A 20,220-nucleotide genomic window follows, 5' to 3' on the forward strand; every position below is an offset into this window, starting at 1 on the left:
CCCCCATCGTGGGACTGGGCATGGTTTCGGAATGAAGATACTTTGCCCATGGCAGACCACGCCAATCAGGAGATCGCCATGAGTCGCAAAGGACGCTCGTCTCGCTGGTCATTCATACCCTCGATGCTATTGATGGCGCTTGCAGTCGCCAACTCACCACGCGCTTTCGCTGCGGTTGATCACGTGGAAGTCCTTGACCGAAAGCCTTATCAAAACGGCAAGGTCTTTCCTGGCGTGGGGGCGTATGAGGTCATTCATGGGCGTGCGTGGTTCACACTAGACCCGCAAGACAAGGCGAATGTTCGAATCGCGGATCTGAAACTGGCGCCAAAGAACGGCAACGGCCTCGTCGAATTTTCGTCGGACTTCGTGCTCATCAGACCCATTCACCCGGTCGATTCCACGTTGATCTACGACGTTGCCAATCGCGGCGGCGCCATCACAGACATGCTGAACTATGTGATCGATCCGACGAAGAAACCTGCCTTTGTCGATGCCGGCTTTCTTCAACGCAACGGATTCACGGTACTCGCCTCTGCCTGGCAGTGGGACGTGACACCAGAGCAAGGCGATGCAGCGGCTCTAGTGTTCAAGCCGCCAGTGGCCACTGACGGTGGGCAACAAATCACAGGCAAAGTGGCGAACGAGTTCATCGTCGATAAGCCCGCGGAGATCGCGTCCTTCGTGGGTATCGTTGGGCGTGCATATCCTGCAGCCATCGTCAATGCCCCCTCCGCCACGTTGACGGCAAGAAACCTTCCGGATGACCCTCGCGTGGTTATTGAACGCAGCCTGTGGTCGTTCGTTCCCGCTACCAACGATCAGCCGGCGAGCTCCATCCGCATGCAAACCGGGTTCAAGCCCGGGCGCATCTATGAGCTGACCTACGTGGCTAGAGATCCTTACGTTGTGGGCACCGGGCTAGCGGGTATACGCGATTTGGTGTCTTGGTTTCGCGCCCACCCATTCGAGGGTTCGCCGGCACCCAAGTACGTACTTATGTTTGGTGCCAGCCAGACGGGCCGACTGATCCAGCAGATGCTTTACGACGGGTTTGATGTGGACGAGCACGGCAAGCTTGTCTTTGATGGGGCAATGGCGCTTGTCGGTGGTAGCGGCCGCGGTAGCTTCAACCACCGCTTCGCCTTTCCGACGCGCGCCGCAAGCCTGATCGTTGACCGAGGCTATCCCACGGACATATTTCCATTTACGACTGCAACCGAGCGAGATGACACGACTGGGCAGTCTGGCTCCGTGCTCGCCAGGGCACGCGACACGGAAGGCAAAACGCCAAAGCTCTTCTTCGTCGACAAGTCCACCGAGTTTTGGGGGCGTTCCGCCTCCTTATTACAGACAACACCCGACGGGCGAAGCGACGTAACCGTTGAGCCGCACACGCGCCTCTATCTGCTCACGGGCATGCAACACCTGCTCACGCCCTCCCCCACACGAGGAAACGCCGTTCACTGCTCCAGCCCCATCGACGACCTTTCCACCCTGCGTGCACTGCTGCTGGATATGAATCGTTGGGTGCGTGATGACACCTTGCCGCCCGCCAACGCCTATCCGACCGTGAAGAGCGGCACGCTAGTCTCCATCACCCGCTATGGCGAGCTGTTTCCCAAAGGCACGGAGCTGACGCCGCCCAGCGAGGCCTTTACTCCCCGGCGCCTCGATTTCGGTGCTCGTTTCGCTTCCGCGGGCGTCGTCGATCAATTACCACCGGTCGCCGGCAGGCCCTATGGTGTAAAAGTCCCCGCACCGGATGCCGATGGCACGGACGCGGGCGGCCTACGCCCTGTCGAAGTCCGCATACCGCTTGGCACCTACACCGGCTGGAACCAGCGCGAGGCATCCACCGGCTTTGGCTGGGCATTGGATCGCTTTGAGGGGTCGTTCCAACCGTTTGCGCGCACCGAAGTAGAACGCAAGGTCAGCGGAGACACGCGCCCTTCGCTGGAAGCGCGTTACGCATCACGCGCGGACTTCATTGAAAAGACGCGGGCGGCGGCTAAGCAAGCCGTGGCAGAACATCTTCTGCTCGCCGAGGATGAAGCCAGAGTCGTCGATGCCCAGACCGGCCTTTACGATCGCATCCTCGCGCATGCGCCGGAAGACAAGAGCTGTAGCTACCAGTGGCCCGTCCCCCTCGACTGGCCGTAAAGCAACTGTCCGCGTCGGATCGGAAGCAGGTGCTAGCGAACCTTTCCAATCCGCGTGTAGGCGCCAAATCCGATGGCATACAGACCCGACAAGTGCTGCACGGTCAGCCCGCGCCTGGAAGTAGCTTGGTCGAGCGATGGACTACTGCTGCGCTGAGCTTGGCGTGTCCCGGGACTTCAGATAGGCCTCAACAAGAGGGCCCCAGATCTGCGTTCCATTGCGTCCAAAGAACAGTTTATGGCCGTCTGTTCCGTAACTTTCGGGCCGGTAGGCGCTGAGTTTTCCTCCGGCTCCCACATAGGCTTTTGCCATCTCGTCGACAAGTGCGGGGCCGAAGAAACTATCGTTGCCGGCATAGATCCAAAGCATGGGTGTGGCTGACGTCGCGGCGTACTTGCCAGCAGCGTCCACAAGCCTATCGCTCTTGCAGTTGCTGTTGGGTTTGTCGTGATAGTGGCCGCCGCGACCGCCGGCCATATTGATAAACGCGGTGACATGTTCATGCGGAACGCTGTCATAGGCAATGGTTCCCCAGCCACCCGCAGACTGACCCACCACAATCACGCCACTGGTACTGATATTTGGCAACGTGACGACGTAGTCGACGATGACACCGATTTGCCGTGCCGTTTCCAATCCCGCCTTGAAGTAGTCCGCGTCGTTGCAGCCGTCGTAGTTTTCCGTCCAAGGGCCGCCGGTGGCTCCGTAGCCAAGCCTGAGCACCAGGGCGACGGCGTATTGTCGGTCCACAAACCATCGAACCGCTTCGCTGTCACAGCCGGCTAGCGTCATGCCGGGGCGATCGGACGCATTGGCAGGGGAGCCATGGTTAATGACGACAAGTCTCGGCTTGTCTACGCCCGAAGGCATGCAAAGACGACCCTGCATCGCCCAATGATGACCGGAGGCATCATCAATGGGGACCTGTATCTTGTGCTCGATGGCATCAGTGCCATGGACAACGTTGATGGAAACGGCCGCCACCAAACCAAACAACCCCATCAGACTGCTGCGCATACCATGCTCCCTATGGTTAGAAGAATGCGACCGTTCTGCACACAGCTTGCTTGAACGCGCAGCATAAAGGGCCAGCGAACCAGGTTCTTACGGCGACCTTACAAGCGACGCGCCACGGGTATTCCAGCTACAGCCAGAAGGGACGTTCTAAGGCAGGTGATACTGAGTCTTACCTCTGAGTGGACGCGGCCTCTACTCCGTCGCTTAGACTCCGCTGAGAAACCATGGAGAGTGGCTGGATGCGACGTTCAAGGCTTCTGTTCTCCCTTTACATGCTTATGGCTCTGATGGTCGGCAGCCGCCTTGCTTCGGCAGAGCCGGCCGTGAACGCACATGTCACTCTTGGTCATTCCACCATTCCCTTGAATGGACCATGGCGATTTCACGTCGGCGATGATCGCCACTGGGCCTCACCGGACTTCGATGACAGTTCCTGGGAGACCGTCGACCTCACCCCGGCACCGGGTGCGCACGACGGCGATGTTGGACTGCCCGGCTACGTTTCCGGATGGAGCCGACGCGGCCATGCCGGGTACACGGGCTATGCGTGGTATCGGATCAGAGTGACCGTCGACGGCAAAAAGGACACCGCGCTCTCCATGGCGGGACCAACCTTGGTCGACTCGACTTATCAACTTTATGTAGAGGGCAAACTTCTCGGTGAAGTGGGTGATTTCTCGGGTAAGACGCCAAGGGTATTCGGGGTACGGCCGAGCGTGTTCTCGCTGCCAGCGTCATCGACGAACATGCGCACCTACCTTGTTGCGTTCCGCGTATGGATGGACCCTCTCGACGCGGGCGACGACAGTGGCGGCATTCATGTCGCGCCGACGATCGGCGATACAGACGGCATTGATCGACTGCATCAAGCCCAATGGCTACAAACGTTCAAGGGTTACGTCGTGGACGCGGTCGAACCGATGGCATTCGTCATGCTCGCGCTTATGGTGTTCGCGTTGATCGCATGCCGAACTGATGACCGCTATCGCTGGCTGATCGCAGCGCTGCTTCTTCTTGCACTTCTTCGCGTCAACCAGGTGATGTTTTACTGGACGGATGTTCTGAGTTTGCGCAGCTACGACGTCGCGACCACGGTGATGCTCAGGCCCCTCAACCTGGCAGCATGGACGTTGGCATGGCGGGATTGGTTCCGCTTGAAAAGAGATCCATGGCTACGCTACGCAATCAGTGCTCTCACCCTAACCTATATGGTCTTCGCACTCATTGGCCGTCCGTGGTTTGCACCTGAAGCAAACCTCGGCATTAAGGTTACCGCCGACGACATTGTCGAGGCCGTTCGTCTAGCCTATGTCGCACTCTATCTGGGGATCATGGGTCTAGGCCTGATCCGATCCGCGAAGCCATCTGCTTATCTAGCGTCGCTTTGCGCGATTCTTGTCGGCATCGGCCTGTTCGCGACGGAGCTCAATACCCTGGGAATACCAGGCATCTGGTTTCCTTATGGAACGGGAGTGGCGAGAGGCCAGTATGCGTATGCTGCCTTCATCCTGCTTCTGTTCTTGCTGGTTCTGACGCGATCGGTTGGCTATGTGCGAAGAAGCAACCAAGGACATGATCGCTGACCCGCATTTTGGGCTGCATCAGTACACGCTTGCGAAGAACACCGCAGATACCACATCCGCCTGGAAGAATCAGCGCTTTCTACCGTTGAGATTCTGATTGTTCTGATGAAGTACAACTTCTTCGATTCGACCACGAGAGTCCGTGACAAATTCGAATTCCATATTTGTCCGCGTGAAGAACCTCGAGCGTGACGCAGGAAACATGGGAAGCTTGCGCTGGTCGGTAAGCTGACTCATTAATTGGCCGCCCTCGAGCGTGATACGTATGCCAAGGTCGGGAGCGACCTGATAGGTGCCGACGTATCGCTCAAGCACGGGTCGATCGAGCGTGATGGCGATGCGCTTCACCGGCTGGTAATCCGGCCACGCGTAGGCAACCGCAATGCTTCTCAACAGGTCCCGTGCAAGCTCTGCCCCTCCTGCCGCGTTAGTCATGATGACGGCGCCTTCCCCGCTATCGCGATAGCCGAACAGGACACCCTCAAAACCTTCGTTCACGCCGAAGTGCTGAAAGTAAGGATGCCCAACAGAACCACCGATCCCGATACCCAACCCCCATTTTCCCTTGCCCGCCGTAAGCATCTGTTCCGTGGTGCTCTTGTCCAGCACATGGCCCACACCGTCCTTTATCGACCGCTGCAGCTCCAGCACATAGAGCGCGAGATCTGATGGTGTACTCCAGAGCCCCGCCGCGGCCATCTCCGGATAGGTATGTGCTCCGCCGGGAATCGGCTGACCGTCCGCATCGTACGGCGTCGCCACATCAACGCGCATCGACACAGGCAAAGGCTGTTCATAGGTGCTATGGCGCATGCCTAATGGTGCTATCACGGTGTCGTACAACAACTGTGCAAAGGCTTGGTGGGTCACGTCTTCCATGAGCAGTTGCATAACGGTGTAACCACCTCCTGAGTAGTTCCATCGGCTTCCCGGCATGCTTTCCAACTGGACGGCCGCGGTGTTGGCAGGTGGCTCTCCGTTCAGTACCTGGACCAAAGACGGTACTGGCTTCCCGGCCGCATAGCCCGGGAAGCCATGGACGCTCAGTCCCGAAGTGTGATTCAGCAATTCACGCAAGGTCACGACCGCACCGGGCGCAAGCGGGCTTGCGGGTACTTTCCAACGCTGTAGCGTGCTGTTGATATCCGTATCGAGCGATAGCCTGCCTTGCTGTACGAGCCGTAGTGCTGCCATCGCCGCAACCGGCTTGCTGATGGAGCCTGCCTGGAAAAGTGTCTGTGCCGTAACGGCATCGCCGCCCACGCTGGCAACGCCATAGCCTTTCGCCCATTCAATGGCGCCATGGTGAATCACCACGACGCTTACGCCGGGTATGCGCCAAGCTTGCATGCGGTGTGAAAGCGTTTCACAGGGATGCTTCTCGCCATGTATGACGACGGCATCAGGCAGGCAGGATTCGATGGCAGTGATTCTGGCCTGCGTATCTTTTGCGACCGGCTGCCCCTGCCCGTGTGCCGACAGGCTCAAGGCCAGCGTAGATAGTCCAAGTGCCAGCGTCTTCATCGCGCCGCTCATGAATCCTCCCCCGCTTCAGGTTCGGTTCCCCGGCGCACATCTTGTCACAAGGCTGCTCCCGAACAGTCCAGCCCTTGAGTTAGAGCGAGCGCGAACTATCCGCCATGACCTTTATCTGCTCGATGCTTGCCGCGAGCTGCTTCCTATAGCTCCGGCTGACGCGCACGACTTGACCCGTGCGAAGACGCAGTTCCGCGTCCCCGTTGGTTAGCGGCTTCAAATCCTGGATGCCATGCAGGCACACCATGGCCCGACGATGCACGCGAGCGAACTGTCGAGGGTCAAGCTGCACTTCGAAAGCTGTGATGGTTTGCCTGATGAGATACGTGGCATCTCCCACATGCAGGGCAAGGTAGTTGCCCTGGGTTTCCAGCCAATCCACTTGATCCAGCGCCACCTGCATCTGGCGTCCACGGACCTTGGTCGTGACATGCGACAAGGGGCGAGTCGCCGTTGAAGCTAAAGTCGAAGGTGCGTCGTCGTCCGTCGTCCGCGACCCTCTCAACAAGCGGGCCACGGCGGCCTGGCCGATCAAGGCATAAACCAGCAGCAGCCCGTTGTCTGCCACCTGCCAATAGATCTCCCCCAGGGTGGGCAGCCACGTGTGGGAAAACGCCCAGGCCGCCAATACGCAGGAAAGCAGGATCAGGCCCAACGCAAATCCAGCGACGCCCAGGCCATGAAAAAGCAGGTTGCGCAGGCGATGCTGCCCCCTGATTGGAAAACGATCACCCAGCAACAGCATGGCCGGTGTCGTCATCGCGCCAATCAGGGCGGCCCCAAGCATCCTGGTTGTCTCATGTGACAGAACCAGATGGGCGCCCATCTCCGACGCGCGCATAAGGTTGCCCGGCTCCAGCACCAGCAGAAAGGCCAGCCAGTAGATGAAGCCATACGCCCCCTGGCGCAACCACGGGGGAGGCACGGGGTGAATCATCGCCCGGGTGGCATCCATGCGCGCAGTCTGCCGCGAGCCATGCACACCGTCCATCCCTGGGGGCACTCGACCGGATTTGTGCCGAGTCGTGCCGAAATCGTGGCGAGCCGGTCTAGGTACAAGCCAAGCCAAATCGTAGGCTTGGCCAGTGATGTCCACGAGAGCGAAGCATGGCGAAGAAGACGAACGTGTACTGGCGGACCTCTGGCATAGCGGCTGTCCTGGGACTGGCCGGCGTTGCCGCGACGGTGCACGCCCAGGTTCCCATTCCTCCGGCGCCGCTCCATGAGGCGAGCGTCAATCGGCTGCTGGATGCGTATTGGTTGGGCAGTAAGGCGTTACAGCTAGTGCTGCCATGGGTGTTGCTTTACAGCGGATATGGCGCACGTCTATGTCGCTGGCTGGCCGGGCGGGTTGGCGGCTCGCACTTTCTCACCATCGGCGTGTTCGGCAGCGTCTATATGGTGCTGTACACGTTGCTCAGCCTTCCATTGGACTACGCACGTCATTACCGGCTTCCGATGTCATTAGGGTGGCTGCACGGCGAAACTATCGGGCAATGGCTGTGGGCGCAGGCGCTGGGCCTGATTCCATGGATCGTGGCGGCCATGCTCCTTTTGTGGATTCCCTATGCGTTGATGCGCCGGAGTCCGAAACGCTGGTGGCTTTGGGCAACGGTAGCCACCGCCCCCATCACCGTGTTCTTTCTGATCGCACAACCGGTATGGATAAAACCGCTGACAACGCCCTACGTGGCGCTAGCGGACACGAGCTTGCGCGCATCCATCGACGATCTCGCATCACGGTGCGGCCTCGCACATGTGGCCGTGGTGGTGGGCGGCAACGACACGGCGGTCTATGGGGTCGGCCCCACCGTACGCATCTTTCTCGAAAGCGACATAGCCAAGAAGGAAACGCCGGACCAAATTCGCTTCGCCATTGCCCACGAACTCAAGCATTACGTTCTGGGCGACAACTGGAAGCTGTTGCCTGTCGCCGTCGCGCTGGCGCTGCTCGGGTTCTGGATCACCTACCAGGTAGGCCACTGGGCGACACGGCGCTTTCAGCAGCGCATGGGCTTTTCAAGCCTTGAGGACCCGGCATCACTGCCATTGCTCATCCTCTGCATCACTGCGTTGTGGCTGGCGGTGACACCGGCATTCCTCGCCTTCGATCGGCATATCGAGCGAGAAGCTGATCGCTTTGGCTTGGAGCTTTCGCACGAAAACAACGCTGCCGCTCTTCTGTTTGCATCGTGGGCGCACGATGGCACGGACTGGGTGCAACCCGATGCGTTCGCCCGCGCCTTCTTCTATACGCATCCGTCCATCGCCGAACGGATCACGATGGCCAATGACTATCACCCCTGGCGAGAAGGCGCACCGCTGCGCTACGCGGACAAATGCACCATGCCATCGGCACCCGTCGCCAAATAGCCCTTATGAACCGGGCGCTCCCTTGGGCGCAGGCACGAGCACATCGTCATCCTTACTCCACGCAGGGGTCGTGATGGCATAGAACTTAAGAACCTCGCCTTTACTGGCACGAATAGAGCGGACCACCGCAGGTGGAATCAAGATGTAGTCGCCAGGTCCTACCGGATGCGCCACGCCGCCCGTCCAAACTTCACCGTGCCCCTCCAGAATGAAGAAGGATTCTTCGCCAGCCTTGTTGTGGCTCCGCGCGCTTGCATGACCCGGATCGAGTTCAAATAGCGCGACGCTGCCCAGTTTCGATTTGGCGCCATCAGGGGCCGCGCGACCCGTTAGCTCCTTCAGCCGTACACCCTCGGACACTTGCACAAAAGGCAGTTCACCGGGAGTGATGACCTTTGGTGCGTTACCGCCCTGCCCGGCCTCTGCAGCTATCACACCGAAGGATGCGAAGAGGCAAAGAGGAACTGTCCAAATGTACTTGTTCAACATGAGTCACCTAAATGTATGAAGCTATAGCCAGTGATCAAGCGAGAGAAACACCTATCGGCGGCCCTCACGGAGCCAATTGACCATGCCTGACTTAGTTCAAGAGCGAGCGTGCATAACGCTGAGCCTTACGCTCAAGCAGGTTGCTGCTGCGTTGTGCAATGAATACCACCACCGCCAGCGGCAATGGCGTCGATATTAAGCTGTATCACCTCGCGAGAGGGAAATAGCTCGCGAAGCATGGCCCTGGCATCCCTATCAGCCTTGCCATCTCCAAACTCGGGGCCAATCACCGCGCCGTTGCACACATAGAAATTGACGTAGCCGGCCGCGAAGTCCTTCGTCTCATACTTCGGTCGAATGGATGATGGCGCAGGTAAGACGACAACCTCTAACTTGCGTCCTTTCGCATCCTCTGCACTACGAAGAATGTCGAGATGACGCTTGGTTACGGCATGGTCGTATGACGATGTATCGGTATCCAATCCGACCACCACGACACCTGGCTTAGCGAAGCGTGCGTAGAAATCCGTATGACCATCGGTAATGTCCTTGCCGGCAATGCCGGGGATCCAGATGATCTTGTCCAATCCCAAAAGTCGCTTTAGCTCGGCCTCGCATGCCGCCTTGGTCAAACCAGGATTGCGGTTACGGTTAAGTATGCAGCTTTCGGTCAAGATGGCCGTTCCCGCGCCATCCACTTCGATGGCGCCGCCTTCCAGTACCAGTCGCGTCGTCAGTGACTGCGCTCCGGCCAGACGATTGACGGCGCTTGCCACCAAGGCATCGGCATCATGCTCTTGCTTACCACCCCAACCATTGAAGTTGAATTCAATGCCCGCTAATTCGCCCTGACCATTCTTCACAAAGACTGGGCCCGTATCGCGCATCCAAAGATCATCAATATTCTGGACGACAAGATGGACGCTCGACCCACACAGCTCCTGTGCGAGGTCGTAGTCATCCTCACGCACCAGCATGTTGACCGGCTCATGGGCCGCAATAGCCTTCGCGATAGCACCCAGCGCATGTTGAGCGCCGCTAAGAAGATCTCTTCCCCAGACTTCTTCGCTGGGGCCAAAGGCCATCCACGTTGCCTTGTGGTGCTCACCTTCATCCGGCATGAACCACGGTTTGGACTCCGAGGCAAAGGCGCCACCGACAAGTTCCTCACCCACCGAGCCCAGATATAAGGCGCCCGCCGCCATGGAGCATTGCTTTAGAAAATCACGCCGCGTTTTCATGGCCATCACCGGATAAGAGCGAGCGTCGTGGCTCGAGAAAGTGCTGCTGGAGAAACATGAACGTCGCGGGTCGGTGCAAACATGACATCCCGTCGAGACCGCATCCACCGCGTGAACGGGTCATCCGGAAATGAGCTTCGCGACGCAAAAAGTTTCGCCATGCCCCATGATGACATCATTGGGTTTAGCAGTGTGCTGACGAGGCTTTGATCGATTCAGCCAACAAATTTCAAACTCGCCACCGTTTTCGAAAGCCCATGCGACGCAGGCTTTTTCGATGTGCAAAATTCGCTTTGTGATGCGGACGTATAGAAGTCCTGCTTGCTAATTTAATCCGAAGAAACCTGTCAAGAATCCTTCATGGGTGGTCACTAGCGTGGCCCTGCTCGCCCAACCCTGGGCGGGCCAGACCCTCTGGAGACCACCATGACAAATCGTTTTGCTCGGCAGCGTATTGGCGCGACCGTTGCGCTCGTTTTGTTCGGCACCGGCATGGTTGCCCATGCCGATGATTCATGGAATCGGCGTGACTTCCACTTTTGGCCAGGCAATCTTGTGCTGAGCCGCAGTGTGTACGACAACAAGGCAAGCAACGTACAGGTCGGCACCGTCCTTCCCGTGAATTGCGCCAGCACAACAGGTGGCTGCGGCGCTGCCAGCGGCGCTCCATTCGATGGCACTTACCCCTATGTGTGGAACAACGATCTGTACGATGGCAGCTTTGGCGTCACGGCACGTATCTACCTCGACCAGCTCACACTAGACGGTCATTTGATCGATTCGTTGCAAGTTCCCAATAGCCTGCTGCCGACTGCGCCCGAAGGCGAGCTGGTGACCAGCTTTAGTTCAAAATCCGAGCTTGCGCTGCATCTGTCGCAGGATCACAGGTACCTCAGTTTCATGGGTTACGTCGCACCGGTGAATGCCATCGACGTCTCCAATTCAAATACACCCGGCGCGGTTGATCTGACGAATCCGGATGGTCAAAGCATCTACCGGGCAGTGGCCACGGTTGATCGCAAGGGCCATTTCAACTTCACGGAAACCAATGCCTACAGCGGCAACAACGGCCGTGCTGCCATCCTGCTCAACCGCGACGGTGCCGACTACTTCTTCACCGCCGGCAATGCCGGCAATGGCAGCAATCCGCAACCAGCCGGGGTCGTTCTTGGGGCAGGCGCGCAGTTCATCACGCCGACACACTTGCCGGAGATTGCACAGCACCCCGTCGCCACTACCCCACTGGCGAGCTTCTCTATCGCTGCGCTTGGCCTGAAGGCCGACAAGATTGGCAAGGATGATAATTTTCGCGGCATGACCGTGCACGACGACGTTGTGTACTTCACCAAGGGCAGCGGAAGCAACGGCGTGAATACGGTGTATTTCGTCGATACCACGGGCATGGCATGCCCCAACGGTTTCGGCGTACCGGTGCCCGGCGCCGCGTTACCCAGTGCACCGCTGGCCTATAACGCGAGCACCGTGCTGAGCGATGGACTACCGACCAATATGTGCATCCTTGCCGGATTCCCCACCACGCCCGCGAAGACCGCGAAGACGCTGGCTTACCCGTTCTCGCTGTGGTTCGCCGACGCCAATACGCTTTATGTGGCGGACGAAGGAGACGGCTATGTGGGAAGCGCCGATCTGTACACACACGCTGCCGCACAGACGACGGCGGGTCTGCAGAAATGGACGTACGACAGCAGCAGCAAGACGTGGGTACTGGCTTATACCTTGCAGGCGGGACTCAATCTTGGCCACGCCTATACGGTGGATGGCTATCCAACCGGCATCAACGCCGCCACCGAGCTGCCTTGGTCGCCGGCCACCGACGGACTGCGTAACCTCGTGGGTCGCGTCGATCGCGATGGTCGCGTGACGATCTGGGCCACAACATCTACCGTCAGTGGCAATGGCGATATAGGTGCCGACCCGAATCAGCTCGTGGCCATTCGCGACACATTGAAGAACAGCAATGCCACTGTCGCCGCGCAAGAGAAGTTCGTGACACTGCGCACCGCTAACTTTGCAGAAGTGCTCCGTGGCATCTCGTTTACACCGGATCAGGACTCGGACGATCGTGACCACGATCACCATTAAGTCGACTACTGGCAAGCGCTGAATCTCAACGGGGGCGCCGGCGAAAACGCGCCGGCGCCTTGTAGACAAAGTCGACTGAGCATCCCTGTAGCAACGGCGTCGACGCGCCATAGCCCCTTTTAATACCCAGCTAAGCCAGCCATGCGAACGGCAGATTAGCTACCGACGGGATACTTCCGCAGCAGCGCCTTGAAGCGTGGGTCGTCACGCAGCGGATCCCATAGGGGATCGAGCTGGAGTATTGCGCTCGACAGGATGGCTCCAGCCGGCATGGACAGCACGTGATCGATCAGGGGAATGGCTTGATCGGGCTGACCGACCCGCATGTAAAGCTGCGCCTGGTACGCGAGCATGTCCGCGCCGGTGAGGGCATCTTCGGCGACCGGCATCAAGGCAACAGCACGCTCGCCTTCAGCAACGGCTTCAGGCTTTCGTCCAAGCCCGGCGTAGGCAAATCCCAGGGTGAGGTGCAGGTCCGCGTCGTCCGGCCGCTCAGCCAGGGCAGCTTGAGCATGCGTGGCTACATCGTCATACACCTCTGCCGCCTTGGCCGTGTCTCCAGCGGCCTGCAAGGCCCACGCTAGATACAAGCGCCGAGGTAAAACAACGTTGTCCGGATCGTCCCAGTTCTCAGCCTTGTCCGCCTCAGCCACTTTGACGGCGCCTGCATAGTCGCGAGCCAACTCGCGCTCGAAATACATGGACATGATATTGGCAGCATAGGCATCGCTGCCCGGCTTGAGTGCCGCAAGTGCGGTATGCATCGGTGCTGGGTCGCCCTTCCACACCAGCTCATTAAAGACCTGAGCCATACGTTCGCCGACAGGATTTTTGCTCAACGCGAAAGCAGCGGCATAAGCCTGATCCGCTTCTGCGTAGCGGCGCATGCTCTGATAGGTCACGCCGAGTTGGTTGTATGCATATTCGCTATGTGGATCAAGCACGGTGGCTGCGCGAAAGCGCGTCAACGCTTCATCCCAGCGCCCCTGGCGCCGCGCGATCGCGGCGATAAGCAGCTCGACCGTGGCACTGTTCGGTAGCGTCTGCCGTGCCAACTCGAGTTGGGTAGTGGCACCGGCGTAGTCCCGGTGCCCCCAGTAGTCATACAAGCCGAGTGCATAGTGTCCCTGGCCCAGGTTCGGCTGCAGCGCCAGCGCACGATCGGCGGCAGTCTTCGCCTCGGCCAATCTCGCGTTCGTGCGATCAGGCGCGAAGAAGTACATCTGCATGTGAGCCCGCGCCAGCGCTGCCGAGGCGAGCGCGAAGTCCGGATCCATGGTCAGCGCCTGTTGATACATCGAGATCGCCGTGGGCAACTCGGACGATGACAGCGTGGGATCATCATAGGCGCGGTTCGCGTGCACGCCGGCTCGCAGGTACAGATCGTAGGCGCCAGCGTTGCGGGTTGGCACGGTGTCGATACGCGCGGTCTCAGCGGACGTCAGCTGTACCTTCAGCGCCTCCGCGACGTTCTGCGCAACCTCGCCCTCCACATTGAAAACGTTGTCCAGCGTTCGTGTGTAGGCTTTCGCCCAAAGGTGATTGCCACTGCTTACATCGATCAACTGCACATTGATCAGCACCTGATTGCCGACCTTTTGTACCGTGCCCTCAAGTAGCGTAGCCACACCCAACTGTCGCGCTATAGTTTTGATGTCTTCCGGATGGCTGGGGTACTTCTCTGTCGAGGTGCGAGAGATCACCTTGAGGCCGCCAATGCCCACCAATTGGGTCAGGATCATGTCCTGCATGCCGCTGGCGAAATACGCGTTGCCCTTGTCTGTACTGAGATTCTCGAATGGCAGCACCGCGATCGACTTGAGATCGACCACTGACGCTGCGTCCGCGGAGTGATGTACAAGCTGGTGACGACCGAGCAATACGGCAACCACCACGAGCAGACCTGCGATCACCGCGACGAGAAGCTTTCCAAACCTGCGTGTCTTATCTGGTCGCAGAGGTATTGCCGGGCTCGCAGCCGTTGCCGCTTCAGGCACGACAACGTCATGGGTGAGGACCGGCACGAACACCGGTTCGGGGGCGACCAGTACCTTGTTTGTGCTCAACCCCTCGCGCGACGAGGCAAATTGCACCTCGGCATCGAGGCGAAAGCCAACGCCATGCACGGTATGCAGATAGTGGTTTTCTTCACCGCTCTCGCCAAGCGCATGGCGCAGCAACGCGATGATGCGACTGAGGGAGGAAGGCGTGACATGGCTATGCCCCCACACCTCGTCGAGAATCTCATCACGGCTCAACACGCGGCCGGGGTCGCGCGCCAATAGGACAAGTACGGCGAACGCCTTGCGCTCGAGCCCGACTTCCTCGCCATCGACAAACAGACGATGGCCTAGGGTGTCGATCTCGATCGTGCCGAACGCCATCCACGCAGCAGAGGCGGACTCTACAGCCATCGGTTCGACCTCCGTTACCGCCCTTGGTCCCGTTCAGGTTACACCAAATCTGTCGCAAGCCCGGGTAGAGCCTAGGTGTGGATTCCGTTGTGACTGAACAGCATTCCGGGGTCATGTGAACCAACCGCGGGGCTACCCAGCGTTACGCTCGTGCTGCGAGCACGCCCTCCCACCTACATGCTCGGCGCAGCGGTGCCGTCAGACCATTTGCCGGCGGGCATCATGAACACGTTTATCGGCTCAGGGGCGCCATGAAACTGTGGATTCAGCATGACCGGGGACCCCGTTTGGTCGGCACCCCAGTTCACGCCAGTGGCCGTGTAGAACATCAGGTGGGGAATCCAGTGACCGGCCTGATCGTCCAGATATCCTTGCTTGGACATCATGTAGGACATGGCACCCGGCTCCAGTGGCGGCAGTTGCTTGGCGGCAAGCGCGGCCTGGATGCTCTTTTTGATCTCCTCCCTTGATTGCCCAGCCAGCACCAGGGCTGTCCTTCTATAGGTCATGGGCAGGATCGATCTGGCCGCCTCTGGATTGAAACAGACAGGCCCACGCAACTTGGGGTTCCAGAACTGGGGAGCGTCGAATGGGGACATCCACCCCCGCTCGACCACGCACACAAAGCCGTTTTTGCCCTCGGCTGCCGTGACGTAGCCATGCGGCTCGAGGACTAGGATGGCGGCGCCGTCAGAGATCGCCGCAGGCGCCGCACTTCGCGCCAACGCTATTTCCGCGGCACGGTCGTTCATCAGGTATTGCGGCAACGGCGCCATGCGCGGGTAATTAGAATGCGACTGAGCTGCCGCGACGGTGCTGAAAACAAGCGCAGAGAGCATGCAAATCGCGATCAGACAGCGGAAGCCATGGACTTCACTCTTCATCTTTCGCTCCTTTATGCCGTTCGCCAATCGAGGTTATCGGGGCGTACCGAGCAAGCCGTCGGTGGCTGCATCTAAGAACCCTGCCTCTAAACGACGAACCACGGACTCGCAAATCGACATCCGTGCCAGTGTGCGATCTTCCGCCCGAAAGCAAACCTCAGTGTCCGCCATCGATTGTGATCTCAGTCGGTCAAGCAGCAATTGAGAAGGTTTCAGGCGCAAGTATCATTCGAAATCGGGCGTGTGCGCTAAGTTCGCAAATCCACGCTTGCAGCTTGCAGGGAACGCGGCGACGTCATGAAGCTCGATGAATTTTTCAGCGAGCAACTTTTCGCGCTCTACTGACGATGGCAACGAGGCCTTGAGCACAGCAGCGCCCACGTCCTGCGAATGCACATGCGGCACGGCACCCACCTGAGCCCATGCAGGCGGGAAACTGCAGGCCAGAAGTCCAGCCGAGACCATGGCATGCACACGCGTAGAACGCCGAACATCCTTCACCGATATCACTCCGTTGGCAGCCCTTCCTATACAACGCAACGAGGACGCGAATGGGTTGGCCGGATCAAAAAGCCGCGCGAGTGCTTAAGCGCTCATACCCGATAGGCTGCAATGCCAGGAGCGCAGTGCAGCCGAGAGCTGACCTGCAGCGGAGCTTACCCCGTCTGCCCCGCGGTGTCGGAACCAGCCATGCATTCATCGATGCTGGAAGCGATGGATGACCGAATTTCCCGGGCATTTTTTCGATAGGCAAAAGAAAAGGGACTTAGCTTTCGCTAAGTCCCTTTCTTAGTTGGTGGGCCGTGTAAGATTCGAACTTACGACCAATTGATTAAGAGTCAACTGCTCTACCAACTGAGCTAACGGCCCTGAAACCTTTGTACTTGCAACATCAACTGGGGTGGAAGATGGGACTCGAACCCACGACCCTCGGAATCACAATCCGATGCTCTAACCAGCTGAGCTACATCCACCGCAAACCTTGAACTGGCGCGCCCGACAGGAATCGAACCTGCAACCGTCGGCTTAGAAGGCCGATGCTCTATCCGGTTGAGCTACAGGCGCTCGTGCACGTTGTGCATAGCATCTGCATGGTCGGGGCAGAGGGATTCGAACCCCCGACATCCAGCTCCCAAAGCTGGCGCTCTACCAGGCTGAGCTATACCCCGATTTCGAACCCTCAACCACTTTCGCGGACTGAAGCCTTGAAATGCTACGGGTGACGCCTAGTCTAGTCAATCCGTATCAAAGCACACCGAACCTTATATCTTATGTCCGGCCCGTTTGGCGATTCACTGCCTTGCGGCGCAAGTGGTGATGCGAACATCACACCTTGCTATTAAATGGCGCGCCCGGAGAGATTCGAACTCCCGACCACCAAGTTCGTAGCCTGGTACTCTATCCAACTGAGCTACGGGCGCGTTTTTAAACTTTTGCTTTGTCGCTTAACCACCGGAGTGGAAAGCGCCGAAGCCAGAAGCGGAATTATTCAGATTCGAGAGTCGTGCGCCAATACTTTTTTTCAGATTTTTTTCATCGCCGTCTGAGAATCTTCACGTTCGGCGGTGAAAGCACTTCACTCGAGCCGCTTAGTTTAGCCATCTGTTTCACATTCGGCTAGACCTTTGACTGATTTTTTCACATATGTGAAACAGAGGCTACAGGCGGTATTCATGCCTGTGCTCTGTCGGCATCTTCCAATGATGCCGCCTATCGTCAAGCGGACGTACGTTCTGAGCGCACAAGGCGCACGCCTTACCCTACAAAGAAAAAAGGCGGCACATGGCCGCCTTTTCTCACGTTGCCGCACCAAGCTGATCAGCGATCGGCAATGCGACTCTGCGTTGCTGGATCACCGACCTTTGCGCCGCTATCGCCACGCGGCGGCGGTGGTGGCGGCGTGGAGCCCGTATTGGAGTTCTTCGACCAATCCGCTGGCGGGCCCGGAACGCGGCCAGCCATGATGTCTTCGATTTGATGCGCGTCGATGGTCTCGTACTGCAGCAGCGCATCGGCCATCGCATGCAGCTTGTCGATGTTGCCGGTGAGCAGATCCTTGGTGCGCGAATAGGCGCGATCCAGGATGGCGCGCACTTCTTCGTCGATCTTGCGCGCGGTTTCGTTGGAGACGTTTTTGTGCTGGGTTACGGCACGACCCAGAAACACCTCGTCCTCTTCCTCGCCATAGGTCATCGGACCAAGCGTGTCGGACAGGCCCCACTTAGTGGCCATGTTGCGGGCCATTTTGGTGGCGCGCTCAATGTCGTTCGACGCACCGGTGGTGACCTTGTCCTCACCGAAGATCAGCGCCTCGGCCACGCGACCGCCATACAGCGAGCACAGCTGCGACTCGATGGCCACGCGGTTCATGCTGTACTTGTCGCCTTCCGGGAGGTACATGGTCACACCCAGCGCGCGACCGCGCGGAATGATGGTGACCTTGTAGACCGGATCGTGCTCTGGCACGAGGCGACCGACGATGGCATGACCGGCCTCGTGATAGGCGGTGAGCTTCTTCTCGTCCTCGCTCATCGCCATGGAGCGACGCTCGGTACCCATCAGGATTTTGTCGCGCGCCTTGTCCAGATGGATCATGCGCACGTCACGGGCATTCTCACGCGCTGCGAACAGCGCCGCCTCGTTGACGAGGTTGGCGAGATCGGCACCGGAAAACCCGGGCGTACCACGCGCAATCGTCATGGGGTCGACATCAGCTGCGGTCGGCACTCGGCGCATATGCACCTTGAGGATCTGTTCGCGCCCTCTCACATCCGGCAGCCCGACCACCACCTGGCGATCGAAGCGACCCGGACGGAGCAACGCAGGGTCGAGCACATCGGGGCGGTTGGTGGCGGCGATGACGATGACACCCTCGGTGCCTTCGAAACCGTCCATTTCCACCAGCAGCTGGTTCAGCGTCTGCTCGCGCTCGTCATGACCGCCACCGAGCCCGGCGCCACGATGGCGACCGACGGCGTCGATTTCGTCAATGAAGATGATGCACGGCGCATGCTTCTTGGCCTGCTCGAACATGTCGCGCACGCGGCTGGCGCCGACGCCCACGAACATTTCCACGAAATCCGAACCGGAGATCGAGAAGAACGGCACCTTGGCTTCGCCTGCGATGGCCTTGGCGAGCAGGGTCTTACCGGTGCCCGGCGGGCCCACCATGAGCACGCCGCGGGGAATCTTGCCGCCCAGCTTCTGGAACTTGCCCGGGTCGCGCAGGAACTCGACCAGCTCGCCCACTTCTTCCTTGGCTTCGTCGCAACCGGCGACGTCGCTGAAGTTGACCTTGATCTGGTCCTCACCCTGCAGCTTGGCGCGCGAGCGGCCAAAGCTCATGGCACCTCGTCCGCCGGCACCCGCCTGCATCTGGCGCATGAACCAGATGAACACGCCGACGATCAGGATGATGGGCAGCCAGTTGAGCAGCAGGCCCAATAGCGAGAAGCCGTTATTGGAAGGCTCCTGGCGAACCTCCACGCCCTTATCCTGCATCTGCTTGACCACCGAGTTGGTGGACCAGCCCAGGACCGGCGCGACGGTGCGGAACGTGCTGCCGTCCTTCAGCTTGCCGCTGATGGCGGCTGGCTGGTCGGCACTGATATTGGCCGAAGCCACGTTGCCGTTGTCCACGCTCTGCACGAAGCTGCTGTAGGGCATATCCGAAGAGGCCCCACCGTGCGGATTGAAGCTCTGGAATACCGTCAGCAGTACGACTGCGATGATCAGCCAGAGCAGGAGGTTTTTCGCCATTTCATTCATGCACGGTTCTCGCCCGATTGCCCGCCGTGGACCCTTCGCCCCACGGCTAATGCATACACCTCCCGCGAACGCGCGCGGGAGGCCTTAGGTTTACGCATCGTTACGCGGGTGAAGTCTGCGCGCAAGCTGCGTATGTATTCGTCAAAGCCGGTCCCCTGGAACAACTTGATCAGGAACGACCCGCCCGGCTTCAGCCACTGCCGGCTGAAATCGAGCGCCAACTCAGCCAGACCCATAGCCCGGATCTGGTCGGCCAAGGCCACACCACTCATATTGGGGGCCATATCAGACAGCACAAGATCGACTTGCTGGCCAAGCAGACGGCTTTCCAGCTCCCGCAGGACCGATTCTTCGCGGAAATCACCCTGCAGGAAATCTACTCCGCCGATGCCCTGCATGGGCAGAATATCCATAGCCACCACATGCCCGGTGTCACCCAGGCGCTGACGCACCAGCTGCGACCATCCGCCCGGGGCGGCGCCCAGGTCCACCACCCGCATGCCAGGTTTGAGCAGGCGATCCTTATCGATCAGCTCTTCCAGCTTGAAGACCGCGCGCGAGCGCAGGCCTTCGGCCTGGGCTTTCTTCACATAGACATCATCGAAATGTTCCCGCAGCCAGCGGGAACTACTTTTGCTGCGAGACATGG

General features: G+C 59.1%; 13 protein-coding genes and 5 tRNA genes. 4 read left to right on the plus strand and 14 right to left on the minus strand.

Annotated features, from left to right (window positions below; all coding sequences use genetic code 11):
* Window positions 1-78: 78 nt before the first annotated feature.
* A complete protein-coding gene (locus DyAD56_RS18805; RefSeq protein WP_146010568.1) occupies window positions 79-2,163 on the plus strand; it encodes an alpha/beta hydrolase domain-containing protein in 2,085 nt (694 codons plus the stop codon).
* Between the two features lie 141 nt (window positions 2,164-2,304).
* On the opposite strand, the gene DyAD56_RS18810 is transcribed toward DyAD56_RS18805, so the two are convergent.
* Window positions 2,305-3,180 carry a hypothetical protein gene (locus DyAD56_RS18810; protein WP_233202648.1) on the minus strand — a complete coding sequence of 292 codons (876 nt, stop codon included), beginning with the start codon at window positions 3,178-3,180 and terminating at the stop codon, window positions 2,305-2,307.
* A 239-nt stretch (window positions 3,181-3,419) separates the two neighbouring features.
* On the opposite strand from DyAD56_RS18810, the gene DyAD56_RS18815 reads away from it, so the two are divergent.
* On the plus strand, window positions 3,420-4,763 hold the full coding sequence (locus DyAD56_RS18815; protein ID WP_146010569.1) for a glycoside hydrolase: 1,344 nt from the start codon (window positions 3,420-3,422) through the stop codon (window positions 4,761-4,763).
* A 69-nt stretch (window positions 4,764-4,832) separates the two neighbouring features.
* On the opposite strand, the gene DyAD56_RS18820 is transcribed toward DyAD56_RS18815, so the two are convergent.
* Window positions 4,833-6,299, minus strand: a complete 1,467-nt coding sequence (locus DyAD56_RS18820; RefSeq protein ID WP_102304380.1) for a serine hydrolase — start codon at window positions 6,297-6,299, stop codon at window positions 4,833-4,835.
* Window positions 6,300-6,378: 79 nt separating this feature from the next.
* Window positions 6,379-7,254, minus strand: a complete 876-nt coding sequence (locus DyAD56_RS18825) for a LytTR family DNA-binding domain-containing protein (RefSeq protein ID WP_158241390.1) — start codon at window positions 7,252-7,254, stop codon at window positions 6,379-6,381.
* Window positions 7,255-7,406: 152 nt separating this feature from the next.
* Here DyAD56_RS18825 and DyAD56_RS18830 point away from each other — a divergent pair, with 152 nt between their 5' ends.
* Complete coding sequence (locus DyAD56_RS18830) at window positions 7,407-8,672, plus strand: M48 family metalloprotease (RefSeq protein WP_102304382.1); 1,266 nt, start codon at window positions 7,407-7,409, stop codon at window positions 8,670-8,672.
* A 3-nt stretch (window positions 8,673-8,675) separates the two neighbouring features.
* Here DyAD56_RS18830 and DyAD56_RS18835 read toward each other — a convergent pair whose 3' ends face one another.
* Both DyAD56_RS18835 and DyAD56_RS18840 read right to left on the minus strand, forming a co-directional pair.
* A complete protein-coding gene (locus tag DyAD56_RS18835) occupies window positions 8,676-9,161 on the minus strand; it encodes a cupin domain-containing protein (protein ID WP_102304383.1) in 486 nt (161 codons plus the stop codon).
* A 131-nt stretch (window positions 9,162-9,292) separates the two neighbouring features.
* Window positions 9,293-10,402: an agmatine deiminase family protein gene (locus DyAD56_RS18840; RefSeq protein ID WP_102304523.1), complete on the minus strand. Its 1,110-nt coding sequence runs from the start codon at window positions 10,400-10,402 to the stop codon at window positions 9,293-9,295.
* Window positions 10,403-10,828: 426 nt separating this feature from the next.
* On the opposite strand from DyAD56_RS18840, the gene DyAD56_RS18845 reads away from it, so the two are divergent.
* Complete coding sequence (locus DyAD56_RS18845; protein ID WP_102304384.1) at window positions 10,829-12,505, plus strand: hypothetical protein; 1,677 nt, start codon at window positions 10,829-10,831, stop codon at window positions 12,503-12,505.
* A 155-nt stretch (window positions 12,506-12,660) separates the two neighbouring features.
* On the opposite strand, the gene DyAD56_RS18850 is transcribed toward DyAD56_RS18845, so the two are convergent.
* The 9 genes from DyAD56_RS18850 to rlmE all read right to left on the minus strand — a co-directional run bounded on the left by DyAD56_RS18850 (window position 12,661) and on the right by rlmE (window position 20,218).
* Window positions 12,661-14,919: a winged helix-turn-helix domain-containing protein gene (locus DyAD56_RS18850; RefSeq protein ID WP_102304385.1), complete on the minus strand. Its 2,259-nt coding sequence runs from the start codon at window positions 14,917-14,919 to the stop codon at window positions 12,661-12,663.
* A gap of 173 nt (window positions 14,920-15,092) precedes the next feature.
* A complete protein-coding gene (locus DyAD56_RS18855; protein ID WP_233202655.1) occupies window positions 15,093-15,803 on the minus strand; it encodes a hypothetical protein in 711 nt (236 codons plus the stop codon).
* Window positions 15,804-16,597: 794 nt separating this feature from the next.
* A tRNA-Lys gene (locus DyAD56_RS18865) sits at window positions 16,598-16,673 on the minus strand.
* Window positions 16,674-16,700: 27 nt separating this feature from the next.
* Window positions 16,701-16,777 (minus strand) — tRNA-His (locus DyAD56_RS18870).
* Between the two features lie 14 nt (window positions 16,778-16,791).
* A tRNA-Arg gene (locus DyAD56_RS18875) sits at window positions 16,792-16,868 on the minus strand.
* 27 nt (window positions 16,869-16,895) lie between these two features.
* Window positions 16,896-16,972, minus strand: a tRNA-Pro gene (locus DyAD56_RS18880).
* 175 nt (window positions 16,973-17,147) lie between these two features.
* Window positions 17,148-17,224: transfer RNA gene (locus DyAD56_RS18885), tRNA-Arg, on the minus strand.
* A gap of 397 nt (window positions 17,225-17,621) precedes the next feature.
* Window positions 17,622-19,571, minus strand: a complete 1,950-nt coding sequence (gene ftsH, locus DyAD56_RS18890; RefSeq protein ID WP_199179043.1) for an ATP-dependent zinc metalloprotease FtsH — start codon at window positions 19,569-19,571, stop codon at window positions 17,622-17,624.
* The gene (gene rlmE / locus DyAD56_RS18895; RefSeq protein ID WP_102304387.1) at window positions 19,568-20,218 is read right to left on the minus strand and encodes a 23S rRNA (uridine(2552)-2'-O)-methyltransferase RlmE; all 651 of its coding nucleotides are present in this window, start codon (window positions 20,216-20,218) and stop codon (window positions 19,568-19,570) included. The genes ftsH and rlmE overlap by 4 nt, the downstream gene beginning before the upstream one ends.
* Window positions 20,219-20,220 lie beyond the last annotated feature (2 nt).

The organism is Dyella sp. AD56 (assembly GCF_002878475.1).
Lineage (GTDB): Bacteria > Pseudomonadota > Gammaproteobacteria > Xanthomonadales > Rhodanobacteraceae > Dyella.

Coding starts and splice junctions, on each gene's coding strand:
- DyAD56_RS18805 (WP_146010568.1), top strand. CDS start 79: ATGAGTCGCAAAGGACGCTCGTCTCGCTGGTCATTCATACCCTCGATG.
- DyAD56_RS18810 (WP_233202648.1), bottom strand. CDS start 3,180: ATGCGCAGCAGTCTGATGGGGTTGTTTGGTTTGGTGGCGGCCGTTTCC.
- DyAD56_RS18815 (WP_146010569.1), top strand. CDS start 3,420: ATGCGACGTTCAAGGCTTCTGTTCTCCCTTTACATGCTTATGGCTCTG.
- DyAD56_RS18820 (WP_102304380.1), bottom strand. CDS start 6,299: ATGAGCGGCGCGATGAAGACGCTGGCACTTGGACTATCTACGCTGGCC.
- DyAD56_RS18825 (WP_158241390.1), bottom strand. CDS start 7,254: ATGGATGCCACCCGGGCGATGATTCACCCCGTGCCTCCCCCGTGGTTG.
- DyAD56_RS18830 (WP_102304382.1), top strand. CDS start 7,407: ATGGCGAAGAAGACGAACGTGTACTGGCGGACCTCTGGCATAGCGGCT.
- DyAD56_RS18835 (WP_102304383.1), bottom strand. CDS start 9,161: ATGTTGAACAAGTACATTTGGACAGTTCCTCTTTGCCTCTTCGCATCC.
- DyAD56_RS18840 (WP_102304523.1), bottom strand. CDS start 10,402: ATGAAAACGCGGCGTGATTTTCTAAAGCAATGCTCCATGGCGGCGGGC.
- DyAD56_RS18845 (WP_102304384.1), top strand. CDS start 10,829: ATGACAAATCGTTTTGCTCGGCAGCGTATTGGCGCGACCGTTGCGCTC.
- DyAD56_RS18850 (WP_102304385.1), bottom strand. CDS start 14,919: ATGGCTGTAGAGTCCGCCTCTGCTGCGTGGATGGCGTTCGGCACGATC.
- DyAD56_RS18855 (WP_233202655.1), bottom strand. CDS start 15,803: ATGAAGAGTGAAGTCCATGGCTTCCGCTGTCTGATCGCGATTTGCATG.
- ftsH (WP_199179043.1), bottom strand. CDS start 19,571: ATGAATGAAATGGCGAAAAACCTCCTGCTCTGGCTGATCATCGCAGTC.
- rlmE (WP_102304387.1), bottom strand. CDS start 20,218: ATGTCTCGCAGCAAAAGTAGTTCCCGCTGGCTGCGGGAACATTTCGAT.